General features: G+C 45.3%; 13 protein-coding genes. 3 read left to right on the top strand and 10 right to left on the bottom strand.

From position 1 onward, the window contains the following. Window positions 1-24 precede the first annotated feature (24 nt). Entirely contained in the window at window positions 25-1,725 is a 1,701-nt protein-coding gene (gene ushA, locus QQ041_RS21575) for a bifunctional UDP-sugar hydrolase/5'-nucleotidase UshA (RefSeq protein ID WP_285955019.1), read from the bottom strand. 504 nt (window positions 1,726-2,229) lie between these two features. Here ushA and dapD point away from each other — a divergent pair. Next, window positions 2,230-3,261 (top strand): 2,3,4,5-tetrahydropyridine-2,6-dicarboxylate N-succinyltransferase, encoded by a 1,032-nt coding sequence (dapD, locus tag QQ041_RS21570; RefSeq protein WP_285955018.1) that lies wholly within the window; start codon window positions 2,230-2,232, stop codon window positions 3,259-3,261. A gap of 97 nt (window positions 3,262-3,358) precedes the next feature. On the opposite strand, the gene QQ041_RS21565 is transcribed toward dapD, so the two are convergent. After that, window positions 3,359-3,892, bottom strand: coding sequence for a DUF3332 domain-containing protein (locus QQ041_RS21565; RefSeq protein WP_008223831.1), 534 nt, complete (start codon window positions 3,890-3,892; stop codon window positions 3,359-3,361). A gap of 263 nt (window positions 3,893-4,155) precedes the next feature. After that, a complete protein-coding gene (gene purL / locus QQ041_RS21560) occupies window positions 4,156-8,070 on the bottom strand; it encodes a phosphoribosylformylglycinamidine synthase (protein ID WP_285955017.1) in 3,915 nt (1,304 codons plus the stop codon). Window positions 8,071-8,399: 329 nt separating this feature from the next. Here purL and mltF point away from each other — a divergent pair, with 329 nt between their 5' ends. Beyond that, window positions 8,400-9,968, top strand: coding sequence for a membrane-bound lytic murein transglycosylase MltF (mltF, locus tag QQ041_RS21555; protein WP_285955016.1), 1,569 nt, complete (start codon window positions 8,400-8,402; stop codon window positions 9,966-9,968). A gap of 312 nt (window positions 9,969-10,280) precedes the next feature. After that, window positions 10,281-10,412 carry a hypothetical protein gene (locus tag QQ041_RS21550; RefSeq protein WP_017059878.1) on the top strand — a complete coding sequence of 44 codons (132 nt, stop codon included), beginning with the start codon at window positions 10,281-10,283 and terminating at the stop codon, window positions 10,410-10,412. A 61-nt stretch (window positions 10,413-10,473) separates the two neighbouring features. On the opposite strand, the gene tadA is transcribed toward QQ041_RS21550, so the two are convergent. The 7 genes from tadA to QQ041_RS21515 all read right to left on the bottom strand — a co-directional run bounded on the left by tadA (window position 10,474) and on the right by QQ041_RS21515 (window position 17,414). Further along, window positions 10,474-11,079, bottom strand: a complete 606-nt coding sequence (gene tadA / locus QQ041_RS21545; protein ID WP_146491365.1) for a tRNA adenosine(34) deaminase TadA — start codon at window positions 11,077-11,079, stop codon at window positions 10,474-10,476. 86 nt (window positions 11,080-11,165) lie between these two features. After that, the gene (locus QQ041_RS21540) at window positions 11,166-12,455 is read right to left on the bottom strand and encodes a hemolysin family protein (RefSeq protein ID WP_285955015.1); all 1,290 of its coding nucleotides are present in this window, start codon (window positions 12,453-12,455) and stop codon (window positions 11,166-11,168) included. Window positions 12,456-12,657: 202 nt separating this feature from the next. Beyond that, window positions 12,658-14,220, bottom strand: coding sequence for an AbgT family transporter (locus QQ041_RS21535; protein ID WP_060983336.1), 1,563 nt, complete (start codon window positions 14,218-14,220; stop codon window positions 12,658-12,660). Between the two features lie 298 nt (window positions 14,221-14,518). After that, window positions 14,519-14,968, bottom strand: a complete 450-nt coding sequence (locus QQ041_RS21530) for a prepilin-type N-terminal cleavage/methylation domain-containing protein (protein WP_146491364.1) — start codon at window positions 14,966-14,968, stop codon at window positions 14,519-14,521. Then, window positions 14,958-16,298, bottom strand: a complete 1,341-nt coding sequence (locus QQ041_RS21525) for a hypothetical protein (protein ID WP_285955014.1) — start codon at window positions 16,296-16,298, stop codon at window positions 14,958-14,960. The genes QQ041_RS21530 and QQ041_RS21525 overlap by 11 nt, the downstream gene beginning before the upstream one ends. Continuing rightward, on the bottom strand, window positions 16,295-16,927 hold the full coding sequence (locus tag QQ041_RS21520; RefSeq protein WP_285955013.1) for a PilW family protein: 633 nt from the start codon (window positions 16,925-16,927) through the stop codon (window positions 16,295-16,297). The genes QQ041_RS21525 and QQ041_RS21520 overlap by 4 nt, the downstream gene beginning before the upstream one ends. After that, complete coding sequence (locus tag QQ041_RS21515; protein WP_017067642.1) at window positions 16,908-17,414, bottom strand: GspH/FimT family pseudopilin; 507 nt, start codon at window positions 17,412-17,414, stop codon at window positions 16,908-16,910. The genes QQ041_RS21520 and QQ041_RS21515 overlap by 20 nt, the downstream gene beginning before the upstream one ends. Between the last annotated feature and the right edge of the window lie 24 nt (window positions 17,415-17,438).

The following is a 17,438-nucleotide window of genomic DNA, read 5'->3' as shown; positions in this document are numbered from 1 at the left end:
TCGTTTTTGTTTATGAGTTATAAATTAGTTCGCAGGGCAGCCTTTTACTTCTGAACCATTACTCATGTAGATTAGATCACCATCCACTGGTGCATAATTCGCTGCAGTGACATCGGGGTTCTTAACAAAGAACTCGCGTAGCACTGAGGCATCCGTTAACTGCGTCGATTCAACATCAATTACTGGGTAGTCATCACCACCAGCAGCACTGAAACTTATCACGGAGAACGTGTAGGTGTCCGCTAAGTCAAAGCCTTTGCCGTTGATGTCACGAATGGTCACATCACCCAAATCACAGTCTACAGTTAAACTAATATTATCCAATTGAGCGTAAGCGCCTGAGCCTGCAGTCATAGTCGCAACAACATCTAAGTACGCTTTCACCTCAGCCCCAGTCATCGTTGCTTTAGTCACGAAATTTCCGAAAGGTTGCACAGTCAGCACGTCACGATATGTAACATCTCCCGCCTGAATAGAATCACGAACACCACCAGAATTCATAACACCGAAGTCAGCATTCACTAAGTCGTAAGTACGGTATGCTTCACCTAACAAATGACCAAGATTGGTTTGCTCAGATCGAACAACATTACGATCACCTTCAAGCTTCGCATCGGTGTTTGAAATAATTTCATCAAGCAACTCTTGGCCTTGTTGCTGATACGCGGAAAGGGTAGCAATAACTGTTGCGTTGGGTTCAATTTCAGCTTGGATAAACTGATAATCACCATTTTCGTCTTTCTCTTTCAAGTTCACCGGCACTAAGTCGTACTTCGCTAAATGCAGTTTACCGTCATAAAACTCAAAGTCAGCTCTGCCTACATACTTACCCCATTCATGAGCTTGCATGATGTAAGTACCATTTTGCTGATCTGGCTTACAATCATCTCCCGGATTAAAGTCTGCGTATTCATTGCCTTCCATACAGACAGGGTTTTGGGAGTGCCCGCCAATAATGGCATCCAATTGCCCTTCCTTCAGTGAACGAGCAAGTAACACATCACCAGGAGCTTCACTACCATGTTGACCATCGGCGTAATGCCCCATATGCGTGGTAGCAAAAATCAGGTCAACCGTTTCATTGGCCTCGATTTCTTTTATGGCTTTTTTAATTTCAACTTGTGGGTCGGCAAAGTGAATTGTCGCGACGTTGTCAGGATTAACTAATTTAGCCGTATCTTTAGTTGTCAGGCCAATAACCGCAACCTTTAACCCATTAATAGTGAATACTTTGTATGGAGAGAAAAGGCGTTCATCAGTAACTGTGTCTCCATCTTTGATATAAATATTCGCCGCTAGCATTGGGAAATCAGCCAGTTCAGCCTGCATCTCTAGCACATCTAAGCTATTGTCGAACTCATGATTACCTAATGCCATTGCGTCGTAACCAAGAAGGTTCATACCAACAAAATCTGGTACCGCGTCCTGCATATCAGACTCAGGCACACCGGTATTAATATCACCACCAGACAATAGAATGGTTTCACCACCGTTTTGAGTGACTTCTGCACGAATGCTATCGATCAAAGTCTTGCGAGCAGCCATTCCGTACTCACCCTTACTATTCTCCCAAAAACGACCGTGGTTATCATTGGTATGTAAAACGGTAAACTTGGTACAAGAAGCCGCAGTATCACATGTCACTGCCGTATCATCATTGTCCGAGCCACAGCCAACCATCGCTACGCCGATAGAGAGCACCAGTAAAGACTTAGTAAAATTCATAGAAGATCCTTTATTAATCGTTTTAATGTCGTTATGGCTGGAAATATACTTAATTAATATAGGGTTATAGTGATCTTCATCTTAATTACGCAGCTGAAAATTTGAGTATTTACTCGGACTGTAGGCACAAGCGATTAATCAACAGAAGTCGAATAATTCTGATAATTAACATAAATTTATAAAGAAAGTGTGACTCAGCCTATTGATACTGCTAACAACAAGGTGAGTTGAATATGAGTGACGGATATAGAAATGAAAGCATACTGAGTGGTTGAATAAAACGCCGTAGCATTAAGAACATGGTGCAGTATCCGGATAATGAAAACTATCGCCAGAAAGACAAGCAATATCATTTTACAGACTTTATCCCAATGCGCCCTTTCATAACGAGGGCGCTCTCTTTATGATGAACGCAATTAAATTAACTTTGCTAGCGGCAGCGCTTGTTATTCGAGCCGTTGTTTTGGAATAGCAAAATCAAGACTCAACACATGGAGATTCAACATGGCTTACTTTTCACTAGCCTTCGGTACGGCAACCAAAAATCGCGACAATAAAATCATTGAAGCGTTCTTCCCTAACCCACTTCTAAACCCAAGCGATGCTCTTGTAGCCGCTGTGGCAGAAGTATCAGGTTACTCTGAAGGCAACCAAGCTATCGAAATCTCTGCAGCACAAAGCGCAGAACTCGCGAAAGCATTCGCAGCAAACGATGATGCAGCTAACGCATCTTTCGCAGAAAAAGCAGCAGCATCTGAACAGCCACTTGTTCTTGTTGTTCTTGCGACAGACGAGAAGCCAACATCTATTGCTGAAGGCTTCCTAAAACTGCAACTCATCTCTAACCGCCTAGTTCAACCACACGGTACAGTACTAGACGGCATCTTCGGTCTACTGCACAACATCGCATGGACAAACGAGGGTCCAATCGACCTTCCTGAGCTGGCTGAGCGTCAAATCGAAGCTCGCCTTGCTGGTCGTGCCCTATCTGTAGATTGTGTCGACAAGTTCCCTAAAATGGTTGATTACGTGGTACCTACAGGTATTCGTATTGCTGATACTTCTCGTGTTCGTCTAGGCGCACATGTGGGTGAAGGCACAACAGTAATGCATGAAGGTTTCATCAACTTCAATGCAGGTACAACTGGCGTAAGCATGGTTGAAGGTCGTATCTCTGCAGGTGTTGTTGTAGGTAACGGTTCAGACATCGGCGGCGGCGCTTCTATCATGGGTACTTTGTCTGGTGGCGGTACTATGGTTATCTCTATCGGCGAAAACTGCCTACTAGGCGCAAACGCGGGTCTTGGCTTCCCAATGGGCGACCGCTGTACTGTTGAGTCTGGCCTATATGTGACTGCTGGTACGAAAGTTCGCATGCTAGATAAAGAAGGCAACGAAGTAGAAATCATTAAAGCTCGCGACCTAGCTGGCGTTTCTGACCTTCTGTTCCGTCGCAACTCGATCACTGGTCAAATTGAATGTCTAGCGAACAAGTCTGCTGTTGAACTGAACAGCGAGCTACACAGCAACAACTAATCTAAGCGCTAGATGCTAGATGCTAGATGCTAGAAAATACGAAGCCGCTGGAGTTGAATCCAGCGGCTTTTATTTTATTGGTATATTACTAGAAGGATTACGCTTTCTCTGCGGCTAGCTGTTCAAGCGCTTGAATAGAGGTTTCTGATACTAGCGTACCATCCATGTAGTAGCTGACCTTGTCGCCATCACGAACACCAGTCAGAACGGCTTTCTGACCATCGTTATAAGTGATGTCCATACGAATCGTGTTCTCATCAATTTGCTGCATCTCACCCCATTCGATCTGACGATTATTGAAACCAAGTGGGGCTTCTTTTAGTGAATCATCAAGGCTGTCATTCACATCAATCATGGTATCGACTTTGCTATCAAAGATGTGAGGTGCGCCTGTGAGTGGGTTTTTACCCGCCCAGAATTCGATTGAGTTAAAGACAATGTAATCGGCTGCGGTGGTGAGTGCGTAAACCGGAGCAAGCAAGAAGTTGACACCCGCACGAGCGTAGCGGTTGTCTACAACCTCAACGTTGAACTTCATTAATTTACCAGTAACGGCGTTGCTACCGACACATCCAGCTAACGACATGACAATCGCTGCCACTGCTACTGCTTTTGTGATTGTTGTTTTCATAGTTCCCTCTTATGCCACGATGATTGATTCAATTTTTTGCATAGCCAAACGATACTCTCTGCATAAATGCAGAATTTGATGGCCTAACAAATTGATTCCATAACATTTAGCGTAGTGGAGATTTTTAGAACAGCAAACTGCAACCATTAATTTCTTCGCTCTGGTTCCTAAATTTTGAGAAATAAAAAAGCGCAGACCTTTCGATCTGCGCTTTTCATTTTTGCTTAACCTAGCCTAGATTAATGCGGCCTGTAAGAGAGTGGTTAACCCACATTCTTACGTGCGTTTTGGAACATACGCATCCAAGCGCCATTCTCGCCCCAACCTTCCGGAGACCAAGAGTTTGCAACCGTACGGAATACACGCTCTGGGTGCGGCATCATGATAGTCACACGGCCGTCTGTAGTCGTTAAACCAGTGATAGCGTTTGGCGAACCATTCGGGTTGTTCGGGTATTGCTGCGTTTGGTTACCGTTGTTATCAACGTAACGTAGTGCAACCGTACCTGAGTTCTCAATCGCGTTTAGGTGGTCGTTGTCACGCACTTCTACGCGGCCCTCACCGTGAGAAACTGCGATTGGCATACGAGAACCTTCCATGCCGTTGAAGAATACAGAATCTGACTTCTGAACTTCAACGAGGCTGAAACGTGCTTCAAAACGCTCAGACTCATTGCGAACGAAACGTGGCCAGTATTCAGCTCCAGGGATAAGTTCACGCAGGTTAGACAACATCTGACAACCGTTACATACACCTAGAGAGAAAGTATCTTCACGTTTGAAGAAGTTTTCAAATTGGTCACGAGTAGAATCGTTAAACAGAACTGATTTAGCCCAACCTTCACCAGCGCCCAGTACATCACCGTAAGAGAAACCACCACAAGCCACAAGGCCGTTGTACTCTTCGAGTACCGTTTGACCCGTTAGGATGTCGCTCATGTGAATATCAGTTGCTTCGAAGCCTGCACGGTCGAATGCTGCTGCCATTTCAACGTGAGAGTTAACACCCTGCTCACGTAGAATTGCCATCTTAGGTTTAGCACCTGTGTTGATGAACGGTGCTGCGATATCTTCGTTTACGTCAAAGCTTAGTTTCACGTTCAGACCAGGGTCTGAATTGTCTTTCTTCGCTTCGTGCTCTTGGTCAGCACATATTGGGTTATCACGTAGACCTTGCATCTTGTGCGTGGTTTCAGCCCAGATAGTACGTAGCTCCGTACGGTTACGTTCAACTACTACAGACTCGCCAGACTTAATCACTAGCTCATCAGATGCTTCAACAGAGCCGATTACGTGTGAACACGCTTCTAGACCGTTTGCTGCAAGAGTAGAAAGAACAGCGTCTAGGTCGTCGTTACGAACCTGGATTACCGCACCTAGCTCTTCATTGAATAGTGCTGCTAGTGTGTCTTCACTGTTCTCTGATGCAGATAAAAGCGCTTCGATGTTTACATTAACACCACAGTGACCTGCGAACGCCATCTCAGCCAGTGTTACGAACAGACCACCATCGCCTTTATCGTGGTAAGCCACAACTTGGTCGTTCGCAACTAGAGCTTGAACGCCTTCGTAGAAACCTTTTAGCTGTGCTGCGTTGTCTACGTCAGCTGGCTTATCACCAAGCTGCTTGTAAACCTGTGCTAGTGCCGTTGCACCTAAACGGTTTTTGCCATTACCTAGGTCGATAAGAACTAGTGAAGTATCACCTTTGTCAGTGCGCAGTTGAGGCGTAATCGTCTTACGAACATCTTCAACACGTGCAAACGCAGTGATAACAAGAGATAGCGGAGACGTTACTTCTTTCTGCTCGCCATTCTCTTCCCACTTCGTCTTCATCGACATTGAGTCTTTACCCACAGGGATAGTTAGACCCAGTGCTGGACATAGTTCTTCACCCACTGCTTTCACCGCTTCGTAAAGACCTGCATCTTCACCTGGGTGACCCGCAGGTGACATCCAGTTAGCCGACAGTTTAATGTGTTTGATATCGCCGATGTTAGTCGCTGCAATGTTTGTGATTGCTTCACCAACGGCTAGACGAGCCGATGCGCCGAAGTCTAGTAGAGCTACTGGCGTACGCTCACCAAGAGACATCGCTTCACCGTGGTAAGAGTCGTAACTTGCTGCCGTTACCGCACAGTTAGCAACAGGAACCTGCCATGGGCCAACCATTTGGTCACGAGCAACAAGGCCAGTTACCGAGCGGTCACCGATCGTGATTAGGAATGTTTTCTCTGCGACAGTTGGTAGGCGAAGAACACGGTCAACCGCTTCGTTCATTTCGATACCAGAGCGGTCAATCGCTGGGTTGTTCGCTTTTAGCGTTTTCGCGTCACGGTGCATCTTAGGTGTTTTACCTAATAGGATGTCCATCGGCATATCGATTGGCGTGTTGTCGAAGTGTGAATCTTCTAGTTTAAGTTCACGCTCTTCCGTTGCTTTACCAACCACAGCGTAAGGTGCACGCTCACGCTTACAAATAGCGTCGAACGTTGCCATGTCTTTGTCAGCAACCGCCATTACGTAACGCTCTTGAGATTCGTTACACCAGATCTCAAGTGGGCTCATGCCCGGCTCATCGTTTGGCACGTCACGTAGGTTGAAGATACCGCCACGCTCGCCATCGTCTACTAGCTCAGGAAGTGCATTTGAGATACCGCCCGCGCCCACATCGTGGATGAATGCGATTGGGTTCGCATCACCTAGCTGCCAACAACGGTCGATCACTTCCTGACAACGACGTTCCATCTCTGGGTTTTCACGTTGAACAGAAGCGAAATCAAGATCTTCAGAAGAAGAACCAGAGTCCATTGAAGATGCCGCACCGCCACCAAGGCCGATGTTCATTGCAGGGCCACCCAGAACAATTAGGCTTGCACCTACTGGGATCTCTTTCTTCTGAACGTGCTCATCACGGATGTTACCTAGGCCACCAGCTAGCATGATCGGCTTGTGGTAACCGCGTACTTCTTCACCTGCGTGAGAGTTTACTTTCTCTTCGTAAGTACGGAAGTAACCTAGTAGGTTTGGACGACCAAATTCGTTGTTGAATGCCGCGCCACCAAGAGGACCTTCAAGCATGATATCCAAAGCAGTAACGATACGGCTTGGCTTGCCAAAGTCAGTTTCCCAAGGTTGAACGAAGTTCGGGATCTTAAGGTTAGATACAGAGAACGCCACAAGACCAGCTTTTGGTTTACCACCAATACCTGTTGCGCCTTCATCACGGATTTCACCGCCTGAACCTGTAGATGCGCCCGGCCATGGAGAGATTGCCGTTGGGTGGTTGTGCGTTTCAACTTTCATCAAGATGTGTGTTTTCTCTTGGTGGTAGTTGTACTGACGAGTTTCTGGATCTGGGAAGAAACGACCGACTTCAGAGCCAGTCATAACTGCTGCGTTATCTTTATATGCAGAAAGTACGTTATCAGGAGTAACTTCAAACGTATTTTTGATCATTTTAAACAGTGATTTTTCTTGCTTAACGCCGTCGATAGTCCAGTCAGCGTTAAAGATCTTGTGACGACAGTGCTCTGAGTTCGCTTGTGCAAACATCATTAGCTCGATGTCAGTCGGGTTACGACCTAGCTTCTCAGTGAAGCTTTCAAGAAGGTAATCAATCTCATCTTCTGCAAGAGCAAGACCTAGGGTAACGTTTGCTTTTTCAAGCGCTTTACGTCCGCCAGCTAATAGGTCAACTTCCGCATAAGGAGCAGGCTCAGCAACAGTGAAAAGCGCCGCCGCTGATTCGAAGTCAGTGAAAACGACTTCCATCATACGGTCGTGCAGGATTGCTTTCAGCTCAACAAGTTGAAGCTCAGAAAGTTCAGCAGAGGTTTCAATGTAGAAAGCAGTACCGCGCTCTAGACGTGACACTTTAGCCAGTCCACAGTTATGTGCGATATCTGTTGATTTTGAAGACCAAGGCGAGATAGTGCCCGGGCGTGGCGTTGCAAGCAGCAGTAAACCTTCAGGTTCATGCTCTTCAATCGTTGGACCGTAAGTCAGTAGCTTTTCTAGCTTCTCAACTTCAGACTCATCTAGGTCTGCCGTTAGATCAGCAAAGTGGGCAAACTCAGCGTAAATACCTGTTACAGGTAAGCTTAATTCACGACAAAGCTCTAAAAGCTTGTTAACACGAAACTCAGATAGAGCTGGGGAGCCACGCAAAATTCTCATGTGCTTACGTCTCTTATGCAGTTGATTAAGGTAGTATTGGAATAAATTCAGTGGCTTATAGGAACAACCTAACTGTTTTCTTCGAAGCTATTCCCGAAGGTTGCCAAACCTATGCCGATTCCACCTCTTCAATGCGAGCGCATTATAAAGCATTTCTTTTTGTGACGTAACACCAAAAGCAACCGTTTGCGTGATTTTTTTTATCTTTCTCCGTAAATGGTACTTTTGCTGCATTTATCACCACTTTTACAACTGTTTAATTAAACCTGCTTTGCCAGCCTTGCGGGGTTTGGTATAAAGGGGCTTCCACTTTTCGAGATTTCATTTTGATGCCTAAATTTACGCTCATCTTTTCGTCTAAGTTCCTTCTGCTCACCATCGCCCTATTTGGGTTGGCTGGATGTCAGATTGAATCTGAACCTAAAAGTGTCCTTGAGCAGATACGAGATCGTGGCGTTCTTCGTGTCGGCACCCTAAATAACCAACTCTCTTATTACATCGGTCCTGATGGCCCAGCCGGCTTAGATTACGAATTAGCTCGTGAGTTTGCGCAGGAGCTTGGTGTAAAGCTTGAGGTTAAACCCGCTTACCGTTTGTCTGGCTTGTTCCCTGCACTGCAGAAAGGTGAGATCGATCTTATCGCGACTGGCTTAACGCAAAATAACAACCTGACACGCGCTTATCGCGCCGCACCTGCTTATTACTATGTAAGCCAACAAGTCGTGTACAAGAAAGGTCAATGGCGACCAAGAAACCTCGATCAACTGATCAAGTTTGAGAACGAGCGTCAGGCCGAATTTGTAAAAGAACAATCTGAATCAGAAGAAACGGCATCAAATGAAACACTGACGCCATCTTTAGTTGTGGTGAAAGACTCACACTTTGAACCAACACTAAAACAGCTTCAGAACATACACGATGACTTTATCTACGATGCGGTAGGTAATGCGGACATCAATGACCTGCTAAAAGAAGTATCAACCGGAGAGCGACTGTTTACCGTTGCAGACTCCATTGAGCTCTCGTTGGCGCAGCGTTTATACCCTGATGTAGCTTTGGCTTTTGAACTAACAGAAGACCAACCTATCTCTTGGTACTTAGAGCGTTCAGAAGATGAGAGTCTGTATGCATTGCTGATTGAGTTCTTCGGTAACCTTAAACAGTCTGGTGAACTGGCTTCACTGGAAGAGAAATACATCGGCCACATTGGTACCTTTGACTACGTTGATACTCGTGCCTTTATCCGCGCATTGGATAGCAAGCTACCTAAATGGTCACCACTATTTCAGCAATACTCGCAAGAATTTGATTGGCGCTTGATTGCTGCTTTGGCATACCAAGAGTCACACTGGAACCCAGTCGCGCGTTCTCCTACTGGTGTTCGAGGCATGATGATGTTGACGCTGCCAACCGCGAAGAGCGTAGGTGTTACCAATCGTCTTGACCCGAAACAGTCAGTACAAGGCGGTGTCGAGTACCTGCGCCGTATCGTTAACCGAGTTCCAGACTCTATTACTCAACATGAAAAGATCTGGTTTGCCCTCGCGTCATATAACGTAGGTTACGGTCACATGATGGATGCTCGCCGCTTAACCAAAGCACAAGGCGGCAACCCTGACGCTTGGGGTGATGTAAAAGATCGACTTCCTCTGTTGAGACAGAAGAAGTACTACAGCCAAACTCGATACGGCTATGCGCGTGGTGATGAAGCAAGGAATTACGTTGAGAACATTCGCCGCTATTACCAGAGCATTATTGGCCATGTAAATCAGCGTAATAAAGAACAAGAAGCAAGCCTTGAAGGTTTGGTGGTGATCCCACCTTTAGAAACCTCAGGTGCTGAATCAAGTATCAGCGCAGCTCAATCGACAGTAAGCAGTTCTGAGCCTTCGCAGTAAAACCAAAAGAGCAATGCCATCTAGCATTGCTCTTTTTTATTACTTTTTTCGACTCTTCTTTCGTCGCTACGGGATAAGGGACGCAAGCAGGAAAATAATGGTGAGATCTCGAGTGTCATATTGCAGTAACAATCGAACCTTATAACGGCACACCACAATCAAGATTATGCTCTGCTGCACTGCGATGCTGGCTTACTTAGAACAGCTATTCTAAGTAAGCCAAGTGTGCGACAGGCCAAACAAACGAATAACACTATAATTAAATCGTTAGTCCAAACTAAAAAGTCAGACGACACATAGGAAATCATTGAAATGATGAAGAAACTGAAATCGAAACGCCTTGATAAGACCGTTGCTGCAAACCGTCGTAAGCGTATGCTTTCAAATAATAAGAAGAAGATCATTTGGCGCAATCGCGCTTTCATGCAGATGATTGCTGAGTAAATGTAATTACCAAGTCAGTTTGCTTGGCACTCGTGCGATTGAGAGTGCCGATAGCTCGCTGCTACTTCTTGTTACCAGCCTTCATATCTGCTTCTACACGCTGCTCTTCCAGCAGACGTTCTTGCTTGCGCTTCTCTTTTATCTCTTTTCTACGACGCTTGAAAAACGATTGCAATTGCTCACGGCACTCTTCCTCTAACAAGCCATGTTCAACGTCGGCATAGTGGTATGAGGCCTGACTTTCAAACAAATTCAACACTGTACCTGCAGCGCCCGCTTTTAAGTCTGGAGCGCCAAACACAATGCGCTTTACTCGGCTGTGTAACAAGGCACCAGCACACATTGGGCAAGGCTCGAGCGTGACGTATAAAGTGGTATCAAGCAGCCGATAGTTTTCTAAGGTTTGACCAGCTTTACGCAAAGTTTCAATTTCTGCGTGTGCCGTTGCATCGTGGCTGCCAATCGAACGGTTCCACCCTTCAGAGATAATCTTCCCATCTTTCACTAATATAGCACCCACAGGAACCTCTCCCTCACTCTCTGCTTGCTTAGCTACCTCGATGGCGCGTCGCATGAAGATTTCATCTTGAGGGGTGAATTGATGGTCTGACAAAGGGAACTCCAGAAAACAAAGGATTAAAACGAAATTAGGTATGCGGTGAAGCATACCTAATCTTCGTGATAATGAACAATAAAGAGATAATAGACAACAAGAGACAATGAACGATTGCCGCTTGCTAGTTGGTCGAACTGTTAGCTATTAACGTCTTCTATGCTATCGGCTATTGGCGTCGCTTTGATGCTCACAATGCGATTGTTCTCAACAGAGATAATTTCAAACTGCCACTGTTGGTATTGAACAACCTCGCCTGCATCAGGTAATCGTCCTATTAGCCAAGTCACAAGGCCATTCAACGTTTGGAAGCTCTCGCTTTCACCCTCAGAATCCGACAGCTCTAAACGGTTTTTCAGTTCACTGATCGGAATCAATCCATCCACCAGCAAACCGTCTTCCACTTGCTCAGTCCAAAGATCGTTCGGGTTATTCGATAGTTCGCCAGCAATCGCCTCAAGAATATCGTAATGAGTCACAAGACCTTGAACATCGCCATACTCGTCGACAATGAATGCCATCTCAGTACCCGACTCTTTAAAGTAGCCAAGTAAACGCAGAGCTTTCATCGATTCTGGAACATAGATCGGTGAGCGAGACAGCCCCATGATCACTTGAATGCTTAGATTGCCTGCCTGATTCAGCAAGGCTTTGGCTGACACCGTACCCACCACTTTATTGAGGTGATCTTGGCACAATGGAAACACACTGTGCTTTGATGAACGTAGTTTCTTTAAGATTTGCTCTACTGGTTGGTCGACATCCAAAAAGTCGATGTCTCGACGCGGAGTCATTAAAGAGCTCACAAGGCGATCATCAAGCTGCAAGATATTACGAATCATCTCTTGTTCGCCGCGTTCAATCACACCCGATTCAGAACCCTCTTTCACAAGTGCATGGATATCATCTTCAGTTACGCTATCTTCGTCACCACCTCGCCCCATCAACTTGAGAATGCCTTCCGTAGAAGCCGACAGCGCAAACACAAACGGCGTCGCGATTTTAGATAACCAGAAGATTGGCAGCGCGACTAACACAGCAATGTTTTCAGCTTGAGATTGAGCAAAACGCTTTGGTACCAACTCACCGACAACGATGGCGAAATAAGTAATACCGACCACCACAACCGCAGTAGACAAGATATTCGCTTGTGTTGGATCGAGTCCCCATAGTTCAAGTTGAACGGCCAGGGGAGCCGATAGCGTTGCCTCACCCACAATACCGCTGAGCAGGCCAATTACTGTGATACCGATTTGAATAGTCGAGAGGAAGCGGGTTGGGTTTTCTTTGAGCTCAAGAGCAATCTGAGCGGAACGGTGTTTTTCGGCTAAGCGTTTCAGCCGACTATTTTTTGCTGCTACCAATGCAATCTCTGACATGGCAAACAGACCATTTAAAACAATTAACCCTACTAAAAGCAGAATTTTCATGTGGCTTGGATTTCCTAAATTTACCGGCCAACAATTAGCCGTAATCCGGATTATAAGCTGAGTGCGTTTATTTTGAATATAAAAAGTTTTTGATATAAAAAGTCTTGGATATAAAAAAATAGAAAAAGATAGCGAAAAAAAAGCCCGCACATTTCGGTGCGGGCTTAGCAATGAATAAAGCTTAATATCGCTTAGTTCAATCTTACATAGTGTAAGTATAAGGTGCTTGGATACCTAGTGGGATACCAAGAGCCCAGTAAGCTAGCAAGAACAAAGACCAACCGATTAGCATGGCAATCGAGAATGGCATCATTAGAGAAGCTAGAGTACCGATACCTGTCGACTTAACGTAGCGCTGACAGTAAACAACAACCAGTGGGAAGAACACCATTAGTGGAGAGATGATGTTAGACACTGAGTCACCTACACGGTAAGCCGCTTGAGATAGCTCAGGAGAGATACCCACAACCATTAGCATTGGAACTAGGATTGGACCGATAAGCGCCCACTTAGCCGAAGCCGAACCTACAAGCAGGTTAACTGAAGCCGTTAGTAGAATCATACCAACAACCGTTGCTTCACCAGGAAGGTCCATCGCTTTCAGACCTTCAGCACCGTAAAGCGCAAGCATTGTACCGATGTTTGATTGACCGAATGCAGATAGGAACTGTGCACAGAAGAACGACATTACAATGTATGCGCCCATCGTAGCCATTGTCTCTGACATTGCTTTGATTACGTCATTGCTGTTCTTGAAAGTACCTGCTACACGGCCGTAGACGATACCTGGAATGATGAACAGGATGAAGATCAGAGGAACGATAGACTTCATAACTGGAGCAGAGAACGCTGTTAGCTCACCTTCAGGTGAACGAAGCGCTGAGTTTTCAGGAACTAGAGCCGCGATAAGCAGACCAATACCCGCAACCATTGCCCAACCAGCGTAACGGAATGCTTTAGATTCGATTGCAGTGAACGTACCAAGATCAGGTGCCGCTTCTGCATCTTCATCAACTGGCGTATTAGCAAGACGAGGCTCGATAATTTTCTCAGTTACGTACCAACCGATAGCAACAATAAGAACTGAAGATAGGCCAGTAAAGAAGATGTTCGCTAGAGGGTTAATCACGTATTCAGGGTCAAGAACGTTTGCCGCTGTTTGAGTGAAACCAGCTAGTAACGGGTCAATACCTGAAGGGATGAAGTTCGCAGAGAAACCACCTGATACACCAGCAAACGCTGCTGCAATACCCGCTAGAGGGTGACGACCCGCAGCGTGGAAGATGATACCGCCAAGAGGGATGACTAGAACGTAACCTGCATCTGCTGCTGTGTGAGACACGATAGCAACAAGGATTAGCATTGGCGTTAGTAGCTTAGCTGGCGTGAAGTTAAGCATCTTCTTAAGGCCAGTCGTAATGAAGCCTGAAGAGTCAGCAACGCCTACACCTAGCATAGCAACAAGTACGATACCTAGAGGTGCGAAGCCTGTGAACGTGGTAACCATATTCGCTAGGAAGCTAGCAAGTGCTTCACCAGTTAGTAGGTTGTTTACTTCAAGAGCAGCACCCGTTTGAGGGTTGATTAAGTCGAATGAAAGATTCGATAAAAGTGCAGATGCTACCCATACAATAACTAGAGCCCAGAAGAACAGAATTGCTGGATCTGGAATTTTGTTGCCGGCGCGTTCAATGAAGTTTAGAAAGCGGTCCATACCACTGATCTTCTCAGTCGATGGTGCTTTTTTTACGGCTTGGTTACTCATTGTAACTCCATATGTGATGTTGTTTTGTTTAGGCCTAATATAAGTTTTGACCACGGCCTATTGGTGCAGCACATATTCTATTAAAGTCGTTGTTAAAAAGCACAAGATTCCACCTAATTTTCCATAAATGGAGACATATTTTGCAAAAATACCATACAACCACAACAATATAAAAACACAAAAAACACCATTCCATATACAGAGTTTTAACTAGCACGCAAACAATGTCCGAGGAGTGAAAATTATCAGTAAAAGAAGTGGCATTAGCCTTGGCATGCAGTAAACGTTTGCTTGAAGGTCAATCAAACTCACTGTATTTGGAGAGCATAGTTTCGAGGTAAATACTTTGCGCATGGTTCATACGATCTCGCCATGCAATTGTGACAGTAATATTTTTTAACGCATCGGACAAAGCACCGCCTGCATTAGTCACTTCACAGGTCATGGCATAGGCAGAACCCGACAAACCGGATAAAGGATCTGAACTGCCTCTATTGAGACAGTGACTCGCCTGATTTAGTTCCGAAAAAGGAATTAAACCTACCGCCCCACTTGCATTAGATACCCGAGTTCGATAATACTCCATCTGCCTTTCAGCAAAATGCAGCGCCTCTACGCTGTGGAGCGCAAAATCCGATTTTTGTTCAGCGTAGACCTGCAATTTAACCAGACCTAACGAGGCAACGCCAATCAACAGAAAAGAGATAAGAACCTCTATCAAGCTAAAACCTGAGTTCTTAGAAATCATTCCATGATCCTCGCTTCCACTGATAAGTTGAAGGCAGATCAATCGGATTAGAATCCGCACGAAAATCTAAGTCCATGTCACCAACAATGGTCGTCACACCTGCAGGTGAATCAAAAATAAGGCCACCAGAAGGCAAACCAGATGCAAACTGAATCCCGACACTTTTTTTGACGACACTGGCGTTATCTATGTCTTTAATAAAAGGCGCAAATACGTTATTCGGCAAAAGGTTCTTCCAAAAGTCATCGACACGCGTTTTTACATGGCTCTTTTGATAATCGACCAAATGATAAATCACTCCGTTGTAAGCCATGGCTCCATTTAGTGCCAACACACCATCTTGCACAACCAACAGCTGTGATGGATTGATTGTGGCCGCAACCGCAGCATTAATATGGCAGTTGCCTTCAACCCACAGCCCCTTGGTTTGCCCTACCGTAAAGTGCTCCATAATCTCAGTGCCGCACTCAGTCGCATTCAATAGCTGAACATGCTTAAACAAATCCGTATCTTGTGACAGGTCGACAATATTTTGCTCGGTTTTAGCAACACCAAAAAAGGTGTAAAAGGGATTCATATTCGGATCCGGATTAAAGTCCTTCTTAAAAGGCGCTGGATTGGTTCCTTGATAATAATCAGGGGCATAGATCGAATAAGAGCTACCAGAAACGCCTTTAGGGATCGCTGTTTTATAGTCGCTATGGCAAATGCCATCGAAGCCAGAAAATGGACCATCAGCAATAGGATCGAGTACCTCTAACCCTAATGCCTGTCCTGAATTACTATGGGTTTCGTTATATTGATAGGTGAACAGATCAGCAAAAGAGACACTGACACACTCATATTCATTGCCACTTAAAGGGTCTTCTTTGGCTGTCGGCTTCAGGCTCAAAGTTCCAATAAGTTCGATAGGACCAGTAGACTGAATCGCCCCACTACCGAGCTGAGATCTTTCTCTTATTGTCTTAAAAAGTGACTGTACGTTTGAGGATGACGCTACGATGTAAGCGCTAGAAATTGCACTATCCGAGATTTCGATCTGCGGTTTATTTTCGTAAGGAGAACACCAATCAGAAAAATCTGCAGGACGAGTACTCGCGTCTTTGATATCAGCAATTGTCTTGTCTAATTCAAGTAAGTAGGAGTAGGTACACTCTAAGCCTCCTTCCGATCGCCAGTGTTCTTGTCTGCCCTGCACTTCATTCTGTGCGACTTTAATTTGATGGAATACACTGCGATACGTGCCTAATGTCACCACTAAAGCACCAATTAAAAGCACTGACGTAATCAATAACGTCACCACACCACGCTGCTTTCTAAATATCATCATTGCCAGTTCCTCTGCTTAACGGAAACCGAAACAGATTTGGAAACACCTGCGGTTGGGATTGACGCTGTAATACTGATATCAGTGAGCGTGCTCTTGATAGAATTCTGCTCCAATACTTGGGAATTAATGCTGAACTCATCAACATCAATGAGGTTGTCATCGAACAGTGAGTAACATCCAGTAACCTCATGAAATGTAGGAATTGCCTCCGATACAGTGGTGCCCTTCTCACATATTTGCAGTTTGGTTCCATTTTTTCTGTAAACGATATTTCGATGTTCTTTACTTGCGCTTGAGCCCTCTCGGAAGTAAACAAAACCAACCGCAATAGCGCCACTCACTTGGATAGCATTACTCGCACCGGATAGCTTTATGGAATCGCCGTTTGAACCATCGTAGCCTGCTCGTTGGATATCCTCTTTCATCACCTGCATGGTGCTGGTTAGATTTTGTAGCAGTAATAGCTCGATGCCTTTATCTTTGGCGATTCTCTGCCCCGTAATAAACACACTGCCAATAATAGAAATCGCGAACACACCAATCACAGAGGCCACCATCAATTCAATCAGTGATGTTCCTCGTTGCTTGTTAGGCGCTGCCACTATCGGCTTAACACGCATAATAGCCATACTGAGCGCTCGACTCGCCGCATACTTTAATTCGTCCTGGCGGGCTAGATAGCTTGATCAAAAGTCGATCAGTGGAAGTACCATTAGGGAATAGATAAATTGTCCCCCTGGAAGGCCTTCCTCTAACACTCTCAAAGCTGATTCTTGCGCCGGTGTAGTTATGGGAAAACGATAAATCTCGAAATGGTTTACCCGACAACATCAGTAACGTTTCACCAGAAAGGTCTTCAGTAGGCTTTAACCTTACAGTCCACTCTCCGGTTGATTGCACCTCATTTTTATCCATAGAGAAATGTACCCACAGATCTTGATTCCTTTTGACCGATTCAGACTTGGCCTGAATGAGAAAACCATTCAACTCTCCGGCGAGTCGCTGCATCTTGACGGTTTCAGTAACCGAACTAAAACTCGGGGCAGCCGTCGCTATCAGTATCGACAGTACCGATACCGTTATTAACAGCTCTAACAAAGTAAACCCGCGAGTCATTTCCCAAATTCCTATGTAACTCAA

The sequence above is a fragment of the Vibrio sp. TMPB1044 genome, assembly GCF_030442075.1.
Lineage (GTDB): Bacteria > Pseudomonadota > Gammaproteobacteria > Enterobacterales > Vibrionaceae > Vibrio > Vibrio satsumensis.
The sequence above is the reverse complement of the archived record's forward strand: the minus strand, read 5'-3'. Positions and strand labels throughout refer to the sequence as shown.